Source organism: Burkholderia sp. ABCPW 11 (assembly GCF_001523445.1).
Taxonomy (GTDB): Bacteria; Pseudomonadota; Gammaproteobacteria; order Burkholderiales; family Burkholderiaceae; genus Burkholderia.
In genome coordinates, this window is the sequence record NZ_LOVM01000093.1 from 102,005 (window position 1) to 121,859 (window position 19,855).

The window sequence follows — 19,855 nt, forward strand, 5'->3', positions numbered from 1 at the left end:
ATCGAGGACGCGCGGCCTGGCGCCGCGGCAGATGGTCCGTCCGTTTCGCATGCTGGGCGAGCTTCGCCAGGGCGGTTTCCTTCGGCTCACGGTTCATCTCTATGGAATCACTGCGCATCTACAACACGCTCGCGCGTGACAAGCAAGTTTTCGTGCCGCGCCAGTCCGGCGAAGTGCGGATGTACGTATGCGGGATCACCGTCTACGACTATTGTCACGTGGGCCACGCGCGCATGCTGGTCGTGTTCGACCTCGTCCAGCGCTGGTTGCGTGCGATCGGCTATCGGGTCACGTATGTGCGTAACATCACCGACATCGACGACAAGATCATCCGCCGCGCAGTCGAGAACGGCGAGACGATCAAGTCGCTGACCGACCGCTTCATCGGTGCGATGCACGAGGATGAAGCCGCGCTCGGCATCCAGCGGCCCGACATCGAGCCGCGTGCGACGCAGTTCATCCCGCAGATGCTCGGCATGATCGAGACGCTCGAGACGAACGGCTACGCGTACCAGGCGACCGACGGCGACGTCAATTACTCGGTGCGCAAGTTCACGAACTACGGGAAGCTGTCGGGCAAGTCGCTCGACGATCTGCGCGCGGGCGAGCGCGTCGCCGCGAACGACGCGAAGGAAGATCCGCTCGACTTCGTGCTGTGGAAGCGCGCGAAGCCGGAAGATCCGGAAGGCGCGTCGTGGGCGTCGAAGTACGGGATGGGTCGCCCGGGCTGGCACATCGAGTGCTCGGCGATGGGCTGCACGCTGCTCGGCAATCATTTCGACATCCACGGCGGCGGGCAGGATCTGCAATTCCCGCACCACGAGAACGAGATCGCGCAGAGCGAAGGCGCGACCGGCGAGACGTTCGTCAATTACTGGATGCACAACGGCTTCGTGCAGGTCGACAACGAGAAGATGTCGAAATCGCTCGGCAACTTCTTCACGATCCGCGAAGTGCTCGAGCGTTACGATGCGGAAGTCATGCGCTTCTTCATCGTGCGCACGCACTACCGTTCGCCGCTCAATTACAGCGACGTGCACCTCGACGATGCGCGCGCATCGCTCACGCGCCTGTACACCGCGCTGAAGGACGTCGACGCCGATACGCTCGCGCTCGACTGGAACGAGCCGCACGCGCAGCGTTTCGCGGCCGCGATGAACGACGATTTCAACACGCCGGTCGCGGTGGCGACGCTGTTCGAGCTGGCGGGTGAAGTCAACCGCACGCGCGATGCATCGCTCGCGCGGCAACTGAAACAGTTGGCGGGCTTGCTCGGCCTGCTGGGCCGCGAACCGCGCGCGTTCCTGCAGCAGGCGTCGGGCGCCGCGCAGGCGGGCGGGCTCGCTGCCGACGAGATCGAAGCGAAGATCGCCGCGCGCGTCGCGGCGAAGCAAGCGAAGGACTATGCCGAAGCGGACCGGATCCGGGCGGAATTGCTCGAAGCCGGCATCGCACTTGAAGACAAACCGGGCGGATCGACCGAATGGCGTCGCGTATGAGCGCGGCGCGTTCCACTGACCGATCCGTCAGGTAGGAGGCAAGATGGCAACGGCCAGAAAAGCGCCGGTCAGGCGCGCGACCCCGGTCGCCGCGCGTCCGGCAGCCAAGCGCGTACCGGCGACGAAGGCGGACGCGACGCGCGCCGTGCCGAACGGCGCGCTGAACGGTCATGCGCAGCCCGCGGCCACGCCGCCGGCCGCCGACACGGCCCGCAAGACACGTGCGTCCGAAGCGGACGGCGAGGAGGTCGTCGTGCGTCCTGCCTATTGGGACAAGGCGTGCGCGGACCTCGTCAAGCGCGACCGGATCCTGAAGAAGCTGATTCCGAAGTTCGGCCCCGCGCATCTCGTGAAGCGTGGCGACCCGTTCGTCACGCTCGCGCGCTCGGTCGTCGGCCAGCAGATTTCGGTGCCGTCCGCCCAGTCGCTGTGGGCGCGCATCGAGGACGCCTGTCCGAAACTCGCGCCGCAACCGGTGATCCGGCTCGGCGCGGACAAGCTGATCGCGTGCGGGTTGTCGAAGCGCAAGACGGAATACATCCTCGATCTCGCGCAGCATTTCGTGTCGGGGGCGCTGCACGTCGACAAATGGACGTCGATGGACGACGAGGACGTGATCGCGGAACTCACGCAGATCCGCGGCATCAGCCGCTGGACGGCCGAGATGTTCCTGATCTTCAACCTGTCGCGGCCGGACGTGCTGCCGCTCGACGACCCGGGCCTGATCCGTGCGATCAGCGTCAATTACTTCAGCGGGGAACCCGTCACGCGCAGCGAGGCGCGCGAGGTGGCAGCCAACTGGGAGCCGTGGCGCACCGTCGCGACCTGGTACATGTGGCGCAGCCTCGATGCGCCCGACGCCGACGCCTGAGCGTCGGCTATCGGGTTTTAAACATCAATAGTTGAGAGCCGGTTTTGAGCGTCGCCCGCGCGGGTAGAATACGCGCTGCCGCAAGACCCAAGGATTCGAACACATGAAGACCACGTTTCTGGATTTCGAACAGCCGATCGCCGAACTCGAGGCCAAGATCGAAGAGCTGCGATTCGTGCAGGACGACTCGGCTGTCGATATTTCGGAAGAAATCGAGCGGCTGTCGAAGAAAAGCCAGCAACTGACGAAAGACCTCTATGCGAACCTGTCGCCGTGGCAGGTTTCGCAGATCGCGCGGCACCCGCAGCGTCCGTACACGCTCGATTACGTTGCGGAGCTGTTTACCGATTTTCACGAGCTGCATGGCGACCGCGCGTTCGCGGACGATCTGTCGATCGTTGGCGGTCTCGCACGCTTCGGCGGCCATCCGTGCATGGTGATCGGTCACCAGAAGGGCCGCGACACGAAGGAGCGCGCCGCGCGCAACTTCGGGATGCCTCGCCCGGAAGGCTATCGCAAGGCCGAACGCCTGATGCGTCTGGCCGAGAAGTTCGGGCTGCCGATCTTCACGTTCGTCGACACGCCGGGCGCGTACCCGGGCATCGGCGCGGAAGAGCGCGGCCAGTCGGAGGCGATCGGCCGCAACCTGTACGTGATGGCCGAGCTGAAGACGCCGATCATCACGACGGTGATCGGCGAGGGCGGCTCGGGCGGCGCGCTCGCGATCGCGGTGGCCGACACCGTGATGATGCTGCAGTTCTCGACCTACTCGGTTATCTCGCCGGAAGGCTGCGCGTCGATCCTGTGGAAGAGCGCCGCGAAGGCGCCGGAAGCGGCGGAAGCGCTGGGTCTGACCGCGCACCGCCTGAAGGCGCTCGGCCTGATCGACAAGATCATCAACGAGCCGCTCGGCGGCGCGCATCGCGATCCGAAGGGCATGGCCGCGCTGCTGCGCCGTGCGCTGGCCGATTCGCTGCGCCAGTTCCAGGGCATGAGCATCGATGCGCTGCGCGAGCGCCGCTTCGAGCGCCTGATGGCCTACGGCAAGTTCAAGGAAACCACGCCCGGCGCATGACCGGCTGCGTATTCCATTCGCGCGCCGCTGCGCGCGCGTCCCGCTCGTGATCCCGCCCACCGAATTCTCCGCCGACCGCGTCGTACTCGACGCGGTCGGCGTTGCGCTTTCCGGCCTGCCGCCGGATGCGCGCATCGCGATTGCCTACAGCGGCGGCCTCGATTCGACGGTGCTGCTCGATGCGGCCGTGCGTGTCGCGGGTGCATCGCGCTGCGTCGCGCTGCACGTGCATCACGGCCTGAGCGCGAACGCCGATGCATGGGTCGCGCATGCCGAAGCGGAGGCGGCACGGCTCGGTGTCGCATTCGAATCGATGCGCGTCGACGTGCCGCGCGACAGCGGGCTCGGTCTCGAGGCGACGGCGCGCGAGCGTCGCTACGCGGCGCTCGACGAGATGGGCGAGCGCCACGGCGTGGCGGCGCTGTGGCTCGCGCAACACGCGGACGACCAGGCCGAGACGGTGCTGCTGCAACTGTTGCGCGGGGCGGGAATCGCAGGGCTTGCCGCGATGGCGCCGCGATATCGCCCCGACGGCACGCGCATCGAGCGTGTGCGTCCATTGCTGCGACTGTTGCGCGCACAACTCGACCGCTATGCGGAGCAGCACGCGCTCGCGTGGATCGACGACGAATCGAACGGCGATACGCGCTATGCGCGCAATGCGCTGCGCATCGACGTACTGCCGGCGCTGGCCGTGCATTTCCCGGGCTTTCGCGACGCGCTCGGTCGCGCCGCCCAGCATGCGGCGGCCGCTCAGCGGCTGCTCGACGATCTGGCCGAGCTGGATTTCGCCGTCGCCGCGCGCGATGACGGTCGGGCGCTGTCGCGCGATGCGCTGGTCGCGTTCGACGACACGCGAGGTGCGAACCTGCTGCGCTTCTGGATGCGTCGGCTCGGTTTGCCGGGCGCGTCGGCTGCCCGGCTTGCCAACATGATGCGGCAACTGCGCGCGGCACACGACGCGCATGCGCTGCGCGTCGATCACGCGGGGCAGTGCCTGCGGCTCTATCGCGACGTCGTCTACTGGGAAGCGGGCGACAGCAGCGAACCGGCCGACGATGGCGCGGGGACGCCGCAACCGGAGGCGGCGCTCGCATGGGACGGACAGGAAGTGTGGCGCCTGCCGGGATGGCGCGGCACGTTCGTGTTCGCACCGGCCGACGCGGGTAGCGCCGACGCGGTGCCGGAAGGATTGCTGCGCGGCACGCGATTGGCGGCGCGCGCCCGGGCCGGCGGCGAACGGATGCGTACGTCGCCGGGCGGGCCGGGCCGGACGCTGAAGAACCTGTTCCAGGAGCGCGGCGTGCCGGCGTGGCAGCGCGACGTGCCGCTGCTGTTCGCGGGCGACCGACTGATCTACGTGCCGCGGCTGGGCATCAATCGCGACATCGACGTGCCTGACGACGCGGCGCCCGGCGCCCCAGCATGGCGCCGGATCGAATGGCGCCCTGACCTGCTGATCGCCTAGCGGCGGCGGGCTGCCGGCGGCGCGATGGCGTGCCCTTTTTCACCATTCGGTAAACAGCACCGGAACGGCCGCCGACACGGCGCGCGGCTTGTCAAGCGGGCTTCTATCGGGTACGCTCGGTCGTTTGCTCGGCTCGATTTTTGAGCGTTTTGTGCAGGTTTTCCGCGTGACGTACCCGGTTTGCGCGGCCTGATCGGCCTTCCGGGCAAAATCCGTCACGCTTGCGTGTTGCGTCCCAGCCGTCCCTCTCGTCGTCCGTCCACAGCCACAAGCCGCGTGACCGAACGGCTCCGCGGCCTGCCCAGCGCGCCCGTGCGGTTTCTCCTCCAGTTCAGAACGACAATGGCACTCATCGTACACAAATACGGCGGCACTTCGATGGGCTCGGTCGAGCGCATCAAGAACGTCGCGAAACGCGTCGCAAAATGGCATCAAGCCGGGCACCAGATGGTGGTCGTGCCTTCGGCGATGTCCGGCGAAACCAACCGTCTGCTCGGTCTTGCGAAAGAGATTTCGAGCCAGCCGAGCCCGCGTGAGCTCGACATGATCGCGTCGACCGGCGAGCAGGTCAGCGTCGGCCTGCTGTCGATCGCGCTGCAGGAAATCGGCGTCGAGGCCGTGAGCTATGCCGGCTGGCAAGTGCCGATCAAGACCGACAGCGCATTTACGAAAGCACGCATTCACTCGATCGACGACGAGCGCGTGAAGGACGATCTGAACGCCGGCAAGGTCGTGATCATCACGGGTTTCCAGGGCGTCGACCCGGACGGTCACATCACGACGCTGGGCCGTGGCGGCTCGGATACGTCGGCGGTGGCGGTGGCGGCTGCGCTGGGTGCCGAAGAGTGCCTGATCTATACCGACGTCGACGGCGTCTACACGACCGATCCGCGTGTCGTCGAAGAGGCGCGCCGCCTCGATCGCGTCACGTTCGAGGAGATGCTGGAAATGGCGAGCCTCGGCTCGAAGGTCCTGCAGATCCGCTCGGTCGAATTCGCCGGCAAATACCAGGTGAAGACGCGTGTGCTGTCGAGCCTGACCGATCCGCTGATTGCGCTCGACGAAGAAATGCGCTCGGGCACCCTGATTACTTTTGAAGAAGACGAGACCATGGAAAAGGCAGTCATTTCCGGCATCGCGTTCCAGCGCGACGAAGCACGCATTGCGGTGATGGGCGTGCCCGACAAGCCGGGTATCGCATATCAGATCCTCGGCCCGGTGGCCGATGCGAACGTCGACGTCGACATGATTATTCAGAACCAGAGCGTCGAAGGCAAGACCGACTTCACGTTCACGGTTGGCCGCGGCGACTACCAGAAGGCGATGGACATCCTCACCAACCAGGTGCAGGGCCATGTGAGCGCCGAGCGCGTGCAGGGCGACCCGAAGGTGTCGAAGGTGTCGGTCGTCGGCGTCGGCATGCGTTCGCACGTGGGCGTCGCGAGCAAGATGTTCCGCACGCTGTCGGAAGAGGGCATCAACATCCAGATGATCTCGACGTCCGAAATCAAGATTTCGGTGCTGATCGACGAGAAATATATGGAGCTGGCCGTCCGCGCGCTGCACAAGGTATTCGAACTCGACCAGGCATCGTGAATTTTCCGTGATGCATTGAAGAAAATGCATCATGGAAATTGACGTACGGTTCGAAACCCTTTATTATCTCGTTCTCGTCGCACTGCCTCCCTGGTGCGAGCGAAAGTTTGGGAGACGTGGCCGAGAGGTCGAAGGCACTCCCCTGCTAAGGGAGCATCTGGGCCAAAACCTGGATCGAGGGTTCGAATCCCTCCGTCTCCGCCAAAAGCGGTGACAAAGCCCCGCAAGTTCTCGGACTTGCGGGGCTTTTTCTTTTTCAGCTTGAGGCTCGCCCAATTTCGCGAACCCGCCTCGACGCAGCGGACAAGTTTGCCGCCGTCGATCGGCACCTGCTAGTCCGGCACACGGATGTTGAACGGCTTGCCGGGTATCCAGGCCCACGTGGCAAGAACCTTCGCCCCTGCCGGCCCGGCAGTCGTCACGTGGACGACACCCGCCGGCATCCGGTAACTCTCGCCCGCGTGAACGACCCGCGTGGGTTGACCGTCGACCTGCACCGTGACCTCGCCAGACAACACGTATGCAACCTCGGGCCCAGTCGCCTTGTGCCGCGGCTTCGAGGCGTTCGGGGGAAACTCGGCAATGCCCATGCCCATCTCGTGATCCGATCCCGGGACGGGAACGCGTTGCAAGACGACGGTGTCCTTGGCCGCGGGTGCCCGATCGGCGGCTTCGGCGAGCCGAGTGCTCGCCAGGGTCAACAAGATGAGAGGAAGGCAGCGATAGATTTTCATGGGACAGTCTCTGGCTAGCATTCGCCGTTGGCGCGTGACGGGAGAATCCGGTATGCGGAGGTCGCTCATCGATCGACCGCGTGCTCGCCGGCAAGGACGATCCCGACCGCTGGCCGGGGAACGAAGGAACGCAGCGAACGTACCGAAGCCGCCGGTCGAGCCGGTTTTGCTGCGATCTGCACGGCGAGCGAGGAACTATGCCCACCGTCCGGCCCGTCGACAATCGAGAACATCTTGTCCAAGCCGAAAGAAAATCTTTCGGGAGAATGGAGCAGGTGACGCGTAGGAATATGACGTGGGAATCGTCCGCGAGCGACTTTGTCCGGCTAACCCGGGTCTATCGGCATGCAATGGTCGACGGCTCCCTCACCGCGCGATCACTATCGTGCGATGACCCTGCGCGTAGGGAATTGCTCGAGATATCGGCGTTAGCGGGGCGGGCCACGTGAAACAGGCAGGCGAGGGCAACGCTTTGCCTGGCTTGCGCTACGCGAAATAGATTGAAATAAAAATGAAAGTATCCGTGTAAGACGGAGAAGGCGAAGCGACCGCTGCACCGCGGAACGTCAGGCATGTCGTTCCAACCCTTTGAAATGATCGGTTGACGTCAAAAATGCGGCGCCGCGTCGATATGCGTCGCATAGCGCATCGAGCAATACGGAAAATTACTCATAAAAATCAGAGAACTACGCCGGCACCCAAAAATAACGCTCTGCTGCGCTGCAGAAAATAATCAATCGTCTTATGCTGGTTAACCCGATCGCGTTTGAGTGACATCAAGTTTTCCAGTGATGCCGCTTTACATTTAGCCAACATTGGCGATTCACGAAATCTACCTGTCGATTTGATTTCGTTCCTTTCGTCGCGCCTGTCCCCGATGCAACGCGCGACCTCCTCAAGGCCTTGTTGACATGCATGATTTTCCCTTCCTGAGCCTGGCCATCTGGGTTCCGATACTGTTCGGCGCGGGATTGCTGCGCGCCGGTTCCGACCGGCATTCACACCGGATACGACTGATCGCGCTGGTCGGCGCGATTGCCGGGCTTGCGGCCGTCGTCCCGCTGATTGCCGGCTTCGACGCGCATTCGGCGACGATGCAGTTCGTCGAAAGACGCGACTGGCTGGCGGCGTTCAATGCCGGATGGCGAGTCGGCATCGACGGCGCATCGCTGTGGCTCGTCGTGCTGACCGCGTTCACGACGCTCGTGGTGGTGGTGGCGTCGTGGGAGTCGGTCACGGTGCGCGTCGCGCAGTACTACGCGTCGTTCCTGATCCTGTCGGGGCTGATGGTCGGCGTGTTCGTCGCGCAGGACGGGCTCCTGTTCTTCATCTTCTTCGAGGCGACGCTGATCCCGCTGTATCTGCTGATCGGCACGTGGGGGCGCGAGCGCCGCGTGTATGCGGCCGTGAAGTTCTTCTTCATCTCGTTCGCCGGCTCGCTGTTGTTGCTGATGGCGATGCTGTACCTGTACGCGCAGTCGCATACGTTCGACATGGCCGTGTGGCGCACGCTGCAGCTCGGCTTCGCGCCGCAGTTGCTGGTGTTCCTCGGTTTCTTCGCCGCGTTCGCGGTCAAGGTGCCGATGTGGCCGGTCCACACGTGGCTGAGCGACGTGTACACGGACGGTCCGACCGGCGCCGCGCTGATGCTCGCGATGCTCAAGCTCGGCGGTTACGGATTCCTGCGCTTCGCGCTGCCGATCACGCCCGACGCGAGCCACTTCTTCGCGCCGGCCGTGATCGCGCTGTCGCTGTTCGCGATCGTCTATGCGAGCCTGATCGCACTCGCGCAGACCGATCTCGGCAAGCTGCTCGCGTATTCGACGGTCGCGCACATGGGGATCGTCACGCTCGGGCTGTTCCTGTTCAACCGGATCGGCGTCGAAGGCGCGATCGTGCAGCTCGTGTCGTACGGCTTCGTGGCGGGCGCGATGCTGTTGTGCGTGAACGTGCTCGTGGATCGCACCCGGCAGCGTGAGATCGCGGCGTATGGCGGCGTGGCGGGCGTGATGCCGCGTTTCGCGACCTTCACGCTGCTGTTCGCGATGGCCAACGTCGGCCTGCCGGGCACGTCGGGGTTCGTCGGCGAGTTCATGGTGATCATGGGCGCGATCCGCTTCAACTTCTGGATCGGCGCGATCGCGGCGCTCACGCTGATCCTCAGCGCGTCGTACACGCTATGGATGCTCAAGCGCGTGGTTTTCGGCAAGGTATCGAGCCAGCGGATCGCGAAGCTCGCCGACTTGAATCGTCGCGAGATCGTGATGTTCGCGTCGCTCGCACTGATCGTGCTGGCAGTCGGCATCGATCCGAAGCCCTTCACCGATGCGATCGATCCGACCGTCGGCAAGCTGATCCAGGAAGCGAGCCGTTCGAAAGTGCCGGCAGGGGACGGCCCCGCGCAGGCGCTGCCGTCGTACATGGCATCGACGCACGACTGATCGCGGCGCACCGAGCCGCGCCGCTCGAGCGGGCCGCATCGCGCGGCGAGCATCGTTGCGCACGCATCGATCGAGGCCCGGCACGGGGCGTGCCGGGCTCGCTCCCGGCTGCGTGAAATTGCCCCGCGACAATGTGACTCACGGCAGATTTTGCAATGATGATTTGCCGCATGCACCGGTTTTTCATCGCACCCGCGCGACGTATGATTCGGCCAATTTCGTGAATCGAATGCGCATCGGGCATACGCAAACGGATTCAATGACCCTCGGGCGGTGTGATGAAAAGAAGCGTTTCAAGGGGCTGGACGGCGCTGATGTCAAGCGGCGCGGCGTTGAGCCTGTCAGGTTGTAATTTAGATGTACTAAATCCGAAAGGAAGCGTCGGCGCCGCCGAAAAGGCGCTGATCGCCACCTCGACGTGGGCGATGCTGATCGTCGTCGTGCCGGTGATCCTGCTCACGCTGTGGTTCGCGTGGCGTTACCGCGCGTCCAATCGCAGTGCCACCTACGCGCCGAACTGGTCGCACTCGACCGCGATCGAGGTCGTGATCTGGACGGTGCCGACGCTGATCATCCTGTTCCTCGGCGTGCTCACGTGGAAGACCACGCACGAGCTCGATCCGTACAAGCCGCTCGAATCGGCGGTGAAGCCGATCGACGTCGAGGTGGTCGCGCTCGACTGGAAGTGGCTGTTCATCTATCCGGAACTCGGCATCGCGTCGGTGAACCAGCTCGCGATTCCGGTCGGCACGCCGGTGAACTTCCGCATCACGTCGGATTCGGTGATGAATTCGTTCTTCATCCCGCAGCTCGGCGGCCAGGTCTACGCGATGGCCGGCATGCAGACGCGCCTTCACCTGATCGCCGACGAGCCCGGCAACTACGCGGGCACGTCCGCCAACTTCAGCGGCCGCGGTTTTTCCGACATGAAGTTCCGCACGCTCGCCGAGCCGCGCGAGCAGTTCGATGCGTGGGTGCAGAAGGTGAAGGCGTCGCCGGACCGGCTCGACGCGACGATGTACGGCGGCGTCGCGCAGCCGAGCGAGAAGGCGCCGGTGCGCTACTTCTCGTCGGTCGACCCGCGGCTCTTCCACAACATCATCGCGAAATACAACGATGGCCACGTCCTCGACCTGAAGGACGCCGCCTGCGGCACGAAGGGGTAACGCATGTTCGGCAAACTCACACTTTCGGCGATCCCGTTCGATCAGCCCATCATCATGGGGGCCGGCGCCTTCATGGGGCTGGTCGTGCTGGGCATTCTCGCCGCGCTGACGATCACCGGCCGGTGGAAATGGCTGTGGACGGAATGGCTGACCACGGTCGACCACAAGAGACTCGGCGTGATGTACATCATCGTCGCGCTGATCATGCTGCTGCGCGGCTTCGCCGACGCGATCATGATGCGCATGCAGCTCGCGCTCGCGTACAACGCGCCCGGCTACCTGCCGCCGCACCACTATGACCAGATCTTCACGGCACACGGCGTGATCATGATCTTCTTCATGGCGATGGTGTTCATGGTCGGCCTGATGAACTTGGTCGTGCCGCTGCAGATCGGTGCGCGCGACGTCGCGTTCCCGTTCATCAACTCGCTGTCGTTCTGGATGACGGCGGTCAGCGCGATCCTGATCAACGTGTCGCTCGTGATCGGCGAGTTCGCGCAAACGGGCTGGCTCGCGTACCCGCCGCTGTCGGAGCTGCAGTTCAGTCCGGGGGTAGGGGTCGACTATTACCTGTGGGCGCTGCAGATCTCCGGCGTCGGCACGCTGCTGACCGGCGTGAATTTCTTCGTGACGATCATCAAGATGCGCGCGCCCGGCATGACGCTGATGAAGATGCCGGTGTTCACGTGGACGGCGCTCTGCACGAACGTGCTGATCATGGCGTCGTTCCCGATCCTGACCGCGACGCTCGCGCTGCTCGGCCTCGATCGTTACCTCGGCATGCACTTCTTCACGAACGACGCCGGCGGCAACGCGATGCTGTATCTGAACCTGATCTGGGCATGGGGTCATCCGGAGGTATACATCCTGATCCTGCCGGCGTTCGGGATCTTCTCGGAAGTCATCGCGACGTTCGCGAAGAAGCCGCTGTTCGGCTACAAGACGATGGTGTACGCGACCTGCGCGATCATGGTGCTGTCGTTCCTCGTGTGGCTGCATCACTTCTTCACGATGGGCTCGGGCGCGAACGTGAATGCGTTCTTCGGGATCATGACGATGATCATCGCGATTCCGACCGGCGTGAAGGTGTTCAACTGGCTGTTCACGATGTACCGCGGCCGGATCGAATTCACGACGCCCGTGCTGTGGACGATCGGCTTCATGGTCACGTTCACGCTCGGCGGCATGACCGGCGTGATGATGGCGATTCCCGGCGCGGACTTCGTGCTGCACAACAGCCTGTTCCTGATCGCGCACTTCCACAACGTGATCATCGGCGGTGTGTTGTTCGGCTATCTCGCGGGCTTCAACTACTGGTTCCCGAAGGCGTTCGGCTTCAAGTTGAACGAGAAGCTCGGCAAGGCCGCGTTCTGGTTCTGGCAGGTCGGCTTCTACGTCGCGTTCGTGCCGCTCTACGTACTCGGCTTCATGGGCATGACGCGCCGCCTGAACCACTACGACAATCCGGCGTGGCATCCGTGGCTGCTGGTTGCCGCGTTCGGCGCCGTGCTGATCGCGGTCGGCATCGCGTGCCAGCTGCTGCAACTGGTGGTCAGTATCCGCAACCGCCATCTGCCCGAGTACCGCGACACGACGGGCGACCCGTGGGGCGGTCGTACGCTGGAGTGGGCGACCTCGTCGCCGCCGGCCGACTACAACTTCGCGGTGATCCCGCAGGTGCGCACGCTCGACGCGTATGCGGACATGAAGGCGCGCGGCGAAGGCCGGCCGAACCCGGCGGCGATTCGCGACATCCACATGCCGTCGAATACCTGTGCGGGCCTCGTGATCGCGATCTTCAGCCTGGTGCTCGGCTTCGCGCTGGTATGGCACATCTGGTGGATGGCGATCGGCGGGCTCGTCGGGATCGTCGCGACGCTCGTGATCTACAGCTCGCGCGATAACGACGGCTATTACATCCCTGCGTCGACGGTGCGCAAGACCGAAGACAAGCAGCCGACGAAGCGCCCGGCTGCGCGCGTCGACGACGTGGAACTGGAGGCCAACTGATGTTGCAGAAAACCTTGAGCGCAACCCTGCTCGAGCACGACGACCATCCGCCGTCGCATTCGGTGTTCGGTTTCTGGCTGTACCTGATGACCGACTGCGTAATCTTCGCGGCGCTGTTCGCGACGTTCGCGGTGCTCGGCCACCAGTACGCGGGCGGGCAGACCGCGAAAGAGCTGTTCGACATTCCGGGTGTGGCGGTCGAAACCGCCGCGCTGCTGCTGTCGAGCATCACGTACGGTTTCGCGATGCTGGCGGCGTACAAGCAGCGGCGCGGTGCGCTGCTCGCGTGGCTCGCAGTGACGTTCGTGCTCGGCGCGGCGTTTCTCGCGATGGAACTGCGCGAGTTCTCGCACCTGATCGCGGAGGGCGCCGGCCCGCAGCGCAGCGCGTTCCTGTCGGCGTTCTTCACGCTGGTCGGCACGCACGGGCTGCACGTGACGGCCGGCCTCTTGTGGATGATCGTGCTGGCCGCGCAGATCGTATCGCGCGGCGGCGACCTGACCGATCGCGACCTGCGACGCCTGACGTGCCTGAGCCTGTTCTGGCACTTCCTCGACATCGTGTGGATCTGCGTGTTTTCCTTTGTCTATCTCGCGAGCGTGATCTAAATGGCCCATTCGCATTCGTCTCAACTCGAAGAAGGGCACGGCAGTGTCGGCGGCTACGTTGCCGGTTTCATCCTGTCGGTGCTGCTCACGGCCGCGTCGTTCGGCCTCGTGATGGGCGGCGTGCTGTCGCCGCATGCGTCGCTGGTCGGGCTGGCCGTGCTCGCGTTCGTGCAGATCGTCGTGCACCTCGTGTACTTCCTGCACATGAACGGCTCGTCGGGCCAGCGCTGGAACGTGATGGCGTTCAGCTATACGGTGCTGACCGCGGCGATCCTGATCGTCGGCACGCTTTGGGTGATGCACAACGTCAGCATGAACATGATGTCGCGTTGAGCGGCAGCGTGGCGCGGCGGATCCATATCCGTGCGGATTCGCAAAACGAAGGCGGCACGTGCGTGCCGCCTTTTTGTTTTTCCGGCTGTTGCGTTGCGCCGGACGGTGCAGTCAGTGCCGCGCGCCCGCGTCGGCCGTCAGCGCATGCGTGCAGTCGGCGCGGTACTCGGCGGCGAGCCGATGCTTCGCGCCGTCGAGATCGTCGGGGTAGTACGGGCTCGCATGGGCGGGATCGTAGCCGACCTGTTCGAGCTCGGTCAGCTCACGCACGAGGTCCGCACGCGTGACGCCGCGACCTGTGTGCACGAACGGGTACGCGTTGCATTCCTGCGGCGTGAGGTGCGGCCCCGCGAACGCGGCGGTGCTGGCTCATGCGAGCAGCATGCAGGCGACGGTGGTCGACAGTTTCATCCGATGGCTCCTGGTTTCGCGGCCCGATGCCGCATGAGGTCAGCTTAGGCGGACCCTGTCGCAGGGCGGCCGACGCACGGATGAAACATGTTTCATGCGCGCGCGGTGCGATGCAGGATGAAGCTATTTTCATCTGGCGCCGCACGGCGACCGCAGCGCTTACGATAGTGGCGGGGCGCATCGTGCGCGCCCGTCTTGAAATTGATGGCGAGGGCAACCATGCGAGTACTGACGGTCGAGGACGATGCGGTGACCGCGAACGAAATCGTCGGCGAACTGACCGCACGCGGGTTCGAGGTCGACTGGATCGACAACGGCCGCGAAGGGATGATGCGTGCGATGAGCGCGTCGTACGACGCGATCACGCTCGACCGGATGCTGCCGGGCGCGGACGGCCTCGCGATCGTGACCGCGATGCGCACGGTCGGCATCGATACGCCGGTGCTGATGCTGAGCGCGCTGGGCGACGTCGACGAGCGCATCCGCGGATTGCGCGCGGGCGGCGACGATTACCTGACGAAGCCGTTCGATTCCGGCGAACTGAGCGCGCGCATCGAAGTGCTGCTGCGTCGCCGGCAGGCATCGGGCGTGCCGCAGCAGACGCTGCTGAAGGTCGGCGCGCTCGAGCTCGACCTCATTTCGCGCTGCGCGCGCCGCGGCGCCGACGAGATTCCGCTGCTGCCGACCGAGTTCCGCGTGCTCGAATTCATGATGCGCAACGCGGGCCAGACGATCACGCGCACGATGCTGTTCGAGGCCGTGTGGGGCTATCACTTCGATCCCGGTACCAATCTGATCGACGTTCACATGGGCCGGTTGCGCAAGAAGATCGACCCGCCCGGCGCGGACCCGATGATTCAGACGGTGCGCGGGTCGGGCTACATGCTCGCTTGACGGAGGCGCGAATGGACGCAGCCCGCGCGGCGAACTTCACGCGCCGCTGGCATACGACGACGTTTCGCTGGCTGTGCGCGTACGCGGCGATCTTTTCGGTGTCGCTGCTGCTGCTCGCGGGCGTGATCAGCGTGGCCGCGACGCACACGATGACAAGCGATACCGACGAGGTGCTCGCGTGGCAACTGATCTATTTCGATTCGATTCCCGATGCCGCGCTGCCGCTTGCGATCCATCGGCGGCTCGAGCACGAGCACATGCATACGAATTTCTACGGGCTGTTCGATGCGAACGGGCGCCGCGTGGCCGGCGACATCGCGACGCCGCCCACGCTGCGCACGGATCGCCACGGCCGTACGCTGGACCGCACGCTCGCGCTGCTCGACGGCCAATCGGCGCCGATCGCGCGCGCGATGGCCGTGCGCCGCGACAACGGGATGACGTTGGTCGTTGCGCGCGACCTGTCGCACTTCATCCAGATCCGCGACGTCGCGATCCGCGGGCTCGTGGTCGGCGGCGTGATGATCCTGATTGCGGGCATCGCGGGCGGCAGCATGCTCGGCATGCGGCAGATGCGCCGCGTCGCCGCGATCCGGCGCGTCACGCGACAGATCGCCGAAGGCGATCTCGGCAAGCGGCTGCCGGTCGGCCGCTACGACGAACTCGATCTGCTCGCGCATCTCGTGAATCACATGCTTGACGAAGTCGAGCGGTTGATGGGCGAGGTGCGGCATACCTGCGACGGGATCGCGCACGACCTGCGCACGCCGCTCGCACGCGTGCATACGATGCTGGCGCGGCTCGCCGACCAGCCGTTCTGCGCACACGATCCCGCGTCGGCGGCGCTGCTGGCGTCGGCGCGCGACGAAACCGACCGCCTGCTCGAACGTTTTCGCGCGATGCTGCGCATCTCCGAGATCGGGACGCTGAGCCGGCGCGGCGGTTTTGCCGCGGTCGACGTCGCGGCGTTGCTGCGCGATGTGTGCGAACTTTACGAGCCGCTGGCCGAGGCCGTCGACGTGTCGTTCGAGCTCGATGCGGCCGCGGTCGACGGCATCCATGGCGATCGTGCGTTGCTGTTCGAGGCGTTCAGCAATCTCGCGGACAACGCGATCAAGTTCACGCCGCCGGGCGGCCGCGTGCGCGTCGTGCTCCGGACGACACCGCATGGCCCGCTCGTCCGGTTCGAGGACACCGGGCCCGGCATTGCGCCCGGCGAGCGCAACGCGGTGCTCGAACGCTTCTATCGCGGCGAGCGCACGCGCCATGTGAACGGCTCGGGGCTCGGGTTGAGCATCGTGTCGGCGGTGATGCGCGTGCACGGTTTCGCGTTGCGGATCGGCGATGCCCAGCCGGCCGGTGCGGCGATCACGGTCGAATGCTGGCCGCGTTCGCTCGCGTGACGCGGGAGGGGGCCGATCCATGCGCATCCTGCTGATTGCGCCGCCGACGCCGGACGCGTTGCGGCTCGACAAGGCGTTTCGAGAGAGCATGCACGGCGTCGAGCGCATCGGCGACTGGCGCGACGGCTGTTTCGCGGCGACGCAGGAGCGGTTCGACGCGATCGTGATCGTTGCGACCGACGGTGCCGCCGTGCCGGCGATTCTCGACGGATTGCCGCCGCTCGCCGCGTCGGCCGGCAGCGCGACGATTGCCGCGATCGTCGCCGGCACGACGTCCGCCGAGCGTGCGCAGATCCTCAAGGCCGGCTGCGACGTATGCCTCGCCCATCCGTGCTCGTTCGTCGAATTGCACGAGCGGTTGCACGCGCTGTGGCGCCACGCGGGCATCGTCGCGATACGTGAATCGATCCGGCTCGACACGGCGACGCGCGCACTCGACGAGCGTGGCCGGCGGCTCGCGCTCAGCGCACGGGAATTTCGCGTGATCGAATGCCTGCTGCGCGAAGCAGGGCGGCCGGTCGGGCGCGACGCCGTGCTGCGTTACGCGTGGGGCGATGCCGACATCGAACCCGAAACGGTCAATGCGCTGGTCGTCCGGTTGCGGCGCAAGCTGGCCGCGCATGCGTTTTCCGCGCGGATCGAAACGGTTGCGCGATTCGGCTTCCGGTTCGACACGGGCGGATGACGGCTGCGGATATCGCCGCCGGGCTGGAAGAAGATCTTGACTACCCCGAAGCTGCGGAGCGAGCTCGACTCGATGCGCGCGGGCTCGGCGGCCAAATCGGCGTCGATTGTTACAAGACGTTAGCGCCGGCTTCCCGTTGCGATGCCGCGCATCAGTTCTTACAAACTTGAAATATGCGGGGACGGCGCTTGCCGTTATAGTCGAATCACACATGACACAACCAGAAGAGGAATCCATGAAGACTTTGCGTGTTGCCTCGCTCCTGACCGGTATGACGGCCTTGCTCGTGTCGGGCGCAGCAATGGCGGGAGTCAATGTCGGGATCAACGTCGGCGTGCCGGCACCGGTCTACGTCGCGCCCGCGCCCGTGTATGCGCCGCCGCCTCCGCCGGTGGTCTACCAGCCGGCGCCTGTCTATGCACCGGCGCCCGTGTACGCGCCGGCGCCGGCGATCGTGATCGGCTGGCACGGCGACCGCTACTGGGACGGCCGCCGCTACTGGGGCCGCGACGAGTGGTATCGCCACCATGGGCGCGGCTGGGGCGGCGATCGCGGCCACTGGGATCACGGCCGCCACAACGGCTGGCGCTGATCGACGACCGGTCGCGCATGCGTGCCGCGTGCGCGACAGTTGTTCGCGAGAAAACCGCCCGTGTGGCGGTTTTCTTTTGGCTCGACGGATTGAATGGGTAGAATCGCTCCACGTTACTACCCTCATTCGACGACAGGGCCTCTATGACGAAGGGTTCGCCCCGGACCGCCGCCGCGCGCGCCTGCGTCGGCGCGCTGCGGGCCGCCGGCCGCGCGGCCGCGGTGCTGGCGTTGCACGCGGCGCTCGCCGCGCCGTCCGCGCACGCGGCCTACGCCATTGCGCAGTACGGCGAGCCGAAGTATCCGCCGGGCTTCAAGCATTTCGACTACGTGAACCCCGACGCACCGAAGGGCGGCACGCTCGTGCTCGCGAATCCGAACCGGATGACGTCGTTCGACAAGTTCAATCCGTTCACGATGCGCGGCAACTCCGCACCCGGAATCGACATGCTGTTCGAGAGCCTCGCGACCGGCAGCTCCGACGAACCGGCGTCCGCATACGGGCTGCTGGCCGACGACATCGACGTCGCGCCGGACCGCCGCTCGGTCACGTTTCACCTGAATCCGCGCGCGCGCTTCTCGAACGGCGATCGCGTCACGGCCGACGACGTCAAGTTTTCGTTCGACACGCTGAAGAGCAAGCAGGCCGCACCGCAGTTCGGCGCGTATTTCGCGGAGATCGCGAAGGCCGTCGTCGTCGATCCGGCGACCGTGCGGTTCGAGTTCCGTAGCGCGAATCGCGAGTTGCCGCTGATCGCTGGCGGCGTGCCCGTGTTCTCGCGCAAGTGGGGATTGCGTGCGGACGGCTCGCGCGTCCCGTTCGACCAGCTCGCGTTCGAGCAGCCGATCGGCAGCGGCCCGTACCTGATCGAGCGCTACGACAACGGCCGCACGATTACCTACCGGCGCAATCCCGCGTACTGGGGCGCCGATCTGCCGGTACGGATCGGCACCAACAACTTCGAGCGGATCGTCTACAAGCTGTACGGCGACGGCGTCGCGCGGCTCGAGGCGTTCAAGGCCGGCGAATACGACGTGCTCGTCGAGTACGTCGCGCGCAACTGGACGCGGCGCGACGTCGGCAAGCGCTTCGACAGCGGCGAGCTCGTCAAGCGCGAATTCCGCCAACATAACGGCGCCGGCATGCAGGGCTTCTTCATGAACCTGCGCCGGCCGCTGTTCCGCGACGTGCGCGTGCGCCAGGCGCTCGATCTCGCGTTCGACTTCGAATGGCTGAACCGCCAGTTGTTCTACAGCGCATACACGCGTCTCGACAGCTATTTCGCCGACACCGACCTGCAGGCGACCGGTACGCCCGGCGCCGGCGAACTGAAGCTGCTGGAGCCGCTGCGCGCGCAGCTCGATCCGGCCGTGTTCGGCCCGATGGTCACGCAGCCGGACACGAATCCGCCAGGCTCGCTGCGCGCGAACCTGCTGAAGGCGCGCGCACTGCTCGAACAGGCCGGCTGGACCTACCGCGACGGCGCGCTGCGCAATGCGAAGGGCGAGCCGTTCGCGTTCGAGATCCTCGACGATGCGGGCGGCGCGATGGAAGGCGTCGTGACCGCCTACCGGCGCAACCTCGCGAAGCTCGGCATCGACGTGCGCTTTCGCACGGCCGATTACGCGCTGCTGCAAAAGCGCCTCGATGCGTTCGACTACGACATGACGACGATCCGACTGCCGGGCGTGCAGGTGCCGGGCGCCGAGCAATACTCGCGTTACGCGAGCAAGTTCGCCGACGAGCCGGGCTCCGACAACTTCATCGGGCTGAAATCGCCGGCCGTCGACGCATTGCTGCATGCGCTCGGCACCGCGCAGACGCGCGAGGAACTGCTCGACGCGACGCACGCGCTCGACCGTGTGCTGATGCACGGCTACTACGCGGTTCCGCAGTGGTACAGCACGACGCACCGCATCGCGTACAAGCGCACACTGGCCTATCCGCAGACGCTGCCGCTGTACTATTCGGCCGAGGGCTGGGTCGTGTCGACCTGGTGGGCGAAGCCCGATCACTGACCCGCGCCGGCCCTTCGTCCAACCCCGCCACCCGATCACGAGTCGACGCCC

Annotated in this window: 16 protein-coding genes, 1 tRNA gene and 1 pseudogene; 16 read left to right on the plus strand and 2 right to left on the minus strand. The window is 65.4% G+C overall.

Translation table 11 applies throughout. From position 1 onward, the window contains the following. Positions 1 to 101: 101 nt before the first annotated feature. From cysS to WS61_RS29460, 6 genes are all read left to right on the plus strand, one after another. Complete coding sequence (cysS, locus tag WS61_RS29435; RefSeq protein ID WP_059505818.1) at positions 102 to 1,499, plus strand: cysteine--tRNA ligase; 1,398 nt, start codon at positions 102 to 104, stop codon at positions 1,497 to 1,499. A 43-nt stretch (positions 1,500 to 1,542) separates the two neighbouring features. Further along, positions 1,543 to 2,370 (plus strand): DNA-3-methyladenine glycosylase, encoded by an 828-nt coding sequence (locus WS61_RS29440; RefSeq protein WP_059505820.1) that lies wholly within the window; start codon positions 1,543 to 1,545, stop codon positions 2,368 to 2,370. Positions 2,371 to 2,473: 103 nt separating this feature from the next. Next, positions 2,474 to 3,445 carry an acetyl-CoA carboxylase carboxyltransferase subunit alpha gene (locus WS61_RS29445; protein ID WP_006478433.1) on the plus strand — a complete coding sequence of 324 codons (972 nt, stop codon included), beginning with the start codon at positions 2,474 to 2,476 and terminating at the stop codon, positions 3,443 to 3,445. Between the two features lie 46 nt (positions 3,446 to 3,491). Then, positions 3,492 to 4,913 (plus strand): tRNA lysidine(34) synthetase TilS, encoded by a 1,422-nt coding sequence (gene tilS / locus WS61_RS29450; RefSeq protein WP_059505822.1) that lies wholly within the window; start codon positions 3,492 to 3,494, stop codon positions 4,911 to 4,913. Between the two features lie 342 nt (positions 4,914 to 5,255). Next, entirely contained in the window at positions 5,256 to 6,509 is a 1,254-nt protein-coding gene (locus WS61_RS29455; protein ID WP_011549493.1) for an aspartate kinase, read from the plus strand. A gap of 110 nt (positions 6,510 to 6,619) precedes the next feature. After that, positions 6,620 to 6,713 (plus strand) — tRNA-Ser (locus WS61_RS29460). A gap of 128 nt (positions 6,714 to 6,841) precedes the next feature. Here WS61_RS29460 and WS61_RS29465 read toward each other — a convergent pair. Next, the gene (locus WS61_RS29465; protein WP_059506093.1) at positions 6,842 to 7,243 is read right to left on the minus strand and encodes a cupin domain-containing protein; all 402 of its coding nucleotides are present in this window, start codon (positions 7,241 to 7,243) and stop codon (positions 6,842 to 6,844) included. Between the two features lie 911 nt (positions 7,244 to 8,154). Here WS61_RS29465 and WS61_RS29470 point away from each other — a divergent pair. The 5 genes from WS61_RS29470 to cyoD all read left to right on the plus strand — a co-directional run bounded on the left by WS61_RS29470 (position 8,155) and on the right by cyoD (position 13,801). Beyond that, complete coding sequence (locus WS61_RS29470; protein WP_059505824.1) at positions 8,155 to 9,684, plus strand: NuoM family protein; 1,530 nt, start codon at positions 8,155 to 8,157, stop codon at positions 9,682 to 9,684. A gap of 278 nt (positions 9,685 to 9,962) precedes the next feature. After that, positions 9,963 to 10,850 (plus strand): ubiquinol oxidase subunit II, encoded by an 888-nt coding sequence (gene cyoA / locus WS61_RS29480; protein WP_034207708.1) that lies wholly within the window; start codon positions 9,963 to 9,965, stop codon positions 10,848 to 10,850. Between the two features lie 3 nt (positions 10,851 to 10,853). Continuing rightward, positions 10,854 to 12,860 carry a cytochrome o ubiquinol oxidase subunit I gene (gene cyoB / locus WS61_RS29485; protein ID WP_059505828.1) on the plus strand — a complete coding sequence of 669 codons (2,007 nt, stop codon included), beginning with the start codon at positions 10,854 to 10,856 and terminating at the stop codon, positions 12,858 to 12,860. Continuing rightward, a complete protein-coding gene (gene cyoC, locus WS61_RS29490) occupies positions 12,860 to 13,468 on the plus strand; it encodes a cytochrome o ubiquinol oxidase subunit III (protein ID WP_059505830.1) in 609 nt (202 codons plus the stop codon). Before cyoB ends, cyoC begins: the two co-directional genes overlap by 1 nt. Further along, the gene (gene cyoD, locus WS61_RS29495; RefSeq protein ID WP_034207706.1) at positions 13,469 to 13,801 is read left to right on the plus strand and encodes a cytochrome o ubiquinol oxidase subunit IV; all 333 of its coding nucleotides are present in this window, start codon (positions 13,469 to 13,471) and stop codon (positions 13,799 to 13,801) included. It abuts the gene before it with no gap. Positions 13,802 to 13,912: 111 nt separating this feature from the next. Here cyoD and WS61_RS29500 read toward each other — a convergent pair. Then, positions 13,913 to 14,212: pseudogene (locus WS61_RS29500) on the minus strand (DUF4148 domain-containing protein). Positions 14,213 to 14,431: 219 nt separating this feature from the next. Here WS61_RS29500 and WS61_RS29505 point away from each other — a divergent pair. From WS61_RS29505 to WS61_RS29525, 5 genes are all read left to right on the plus strand, one after another. Continuing rightward, positions 14,432 to 15,106: a response regulator transcription factor gene (locus WS61_RS29505; protein WP_059505831.1), complete on the plus strand. Its 675-nt coding sequence runs from the start codon at positions 14,432 to 14,434 to the stop codon at positions 15,104 to 15,106. 11 nt (positions 15,107 to 15,117) lie between these two features. Beyond that, entirely contained in the window at positions 15,118 to 16,509 is a 1,392-nt protein-coding gene (locus WS61_RS29510; RefSeq protein ID WP_059505832.1) for a HAMP domain-containing sensor histidine kinase, read from the plus strand. A gap of 19 nt (positions 16,510 to 16,528) precedes the next feature. Then, positions 16,529 to 17,194: a response regulator transcription factor gene (locus tag WS61_RS29515; protein WP_059505835.1), complete on the plus strand. Its 666-nt coding sequence runs from the start codon at positions 16,529 to 16,531 to the stop codon at positions 17,192 to 17,194. Positions 17,195 to 17,429: 235 nt separating this feature from the next. Then, positions 17,430 to 17,786, plus strand: coding sequence for a hypothetical protein (locus tag WS61_RS29520; RefSeq protein ID WP_027808916.1), 357 nt, complete (start codon positions 17,430 to 17,432; stop codon positions 17,784 to 17,786). Between the two features lie 143 nt (positions 17,787 to 17,929). Next, positions 17,930 to 19,804, plus strand: coding sequence for an extracellular solute-binding protein (locus tag WS61_RS29525; protein WP_059505837.1), 1,875 nt, complete (start codon positions 17,930 to 17,932; stop codon positions 19,802 to 19,804). The last annotated feature ends 51 nt before the right edge of the window (positions 19,805 to 19,855 follow it).

Excerpts from the sequence above, each read along its gene's own strand:
- WS61_RS29505 (WP_059505831.1), top strand. The coding sequence starts at position 14,432 with ATGCGAGTACTGACGGTCGAGGACGATGCGGTGACCGCGAACGAAATC.
- WS61_RS29440 (WP_059505820.1), top strand. The coding sequence starts at position 1,543 with ATGGCAACGGCCAGAAAAGCGCCGGTCAGGCGCGCGACCCCGGTCGCC.
- WS61_RS29470 (WP_059505824.1), top strand. The coding sequence starts at position 8,155 with ATGCATGATTTTCCCTTCCTGAGCCTGGCCATCTGGGTTCCGATACTG.
- cysS (WP_059505818.1), top strand. The coding sequence starts at position 102 with ATGGAATCACTGCGCATCTACAACACGCTCGCGCGTGACAAGCAAGTT.
- WS61_RS29520 (WP_027808916.1), top strand. The coding sequence starts at position 17,430 with ATGAAGACTTTGCGTGTTGCCTCGCTCCTGACCGGTATGACGGCCTTG.
- WS61_RS29510 (WP_059505832.1), top strand. The coding sequence starts at position 15,118 with ATGGACGCAGCCCGCGCGGCGAACTTCACGCGCCGCTGGCATACGACG.
- WS61_RS29465 (WP_059506093.1), bottom strand. The coding sequence starts at position 7,243 with ATGAAAATCTATCGCTGCCTTCCTCTCATCTTGTTGACCCTGGCGAGC.
- WS61_RS29455 (WP_011549493.1), top strand. The coding sequence starts at position 5,256 with ATGGCACTCATCGTACACAAATACGGCGGCACTTCGATGGGCTCGGTC.
- cyoB (WP_059505828.1), top strand. The coding sequence starts at position 10,854 with ATGTTCGGCAAACTCACACTTTCGGCGATCCCGTTCGATCAGCCCATC.
- WS61_RS29445 (WP_006478433.1), top strand. The coding sequence starts at position 2,474 with ATGAAGACCACGTTTCTGGATTTCGAACAGCCGATCGCCGAACTCGAG.
- WS61_RS29515 (WP_059505835.1), top strand. The coding sequence starts at position 16,529 with ATGCGCATCCTGCTGATTGCGCCGCCGACGCCGGACGCGTTGCGGCTC.
- WS61_RS29525 (WP_059505837.1), top strand. The coding sequence starts at position 17,930 with ATGACGAAGGGTTCGCCCCGGACCGCCGCCGCGCGCGCCTGCGTCGGC.
- cyoA (WP_034207708.1), top strand. The coding sequence starts at position 9,963 with ATGAAAAGAAGCGTTTCAAGGGGCTGGACGGCGCTGATGTCAAGCGGC.
- cyoC (WP_059505830.1), top strand. The coding sequence starts at position 12,860 with ATGTTGCAGAAAACCTTGAGCGCAACCCTGCTCGAGCACGACGACCAT.
- cyoD (WP_034207706.1), top strand. The coding sequence starts at position 13,469 with ATGGCCCATTCGCATTCGTCTCAACTCGAAGAAGGGCACGGCAGTGTC.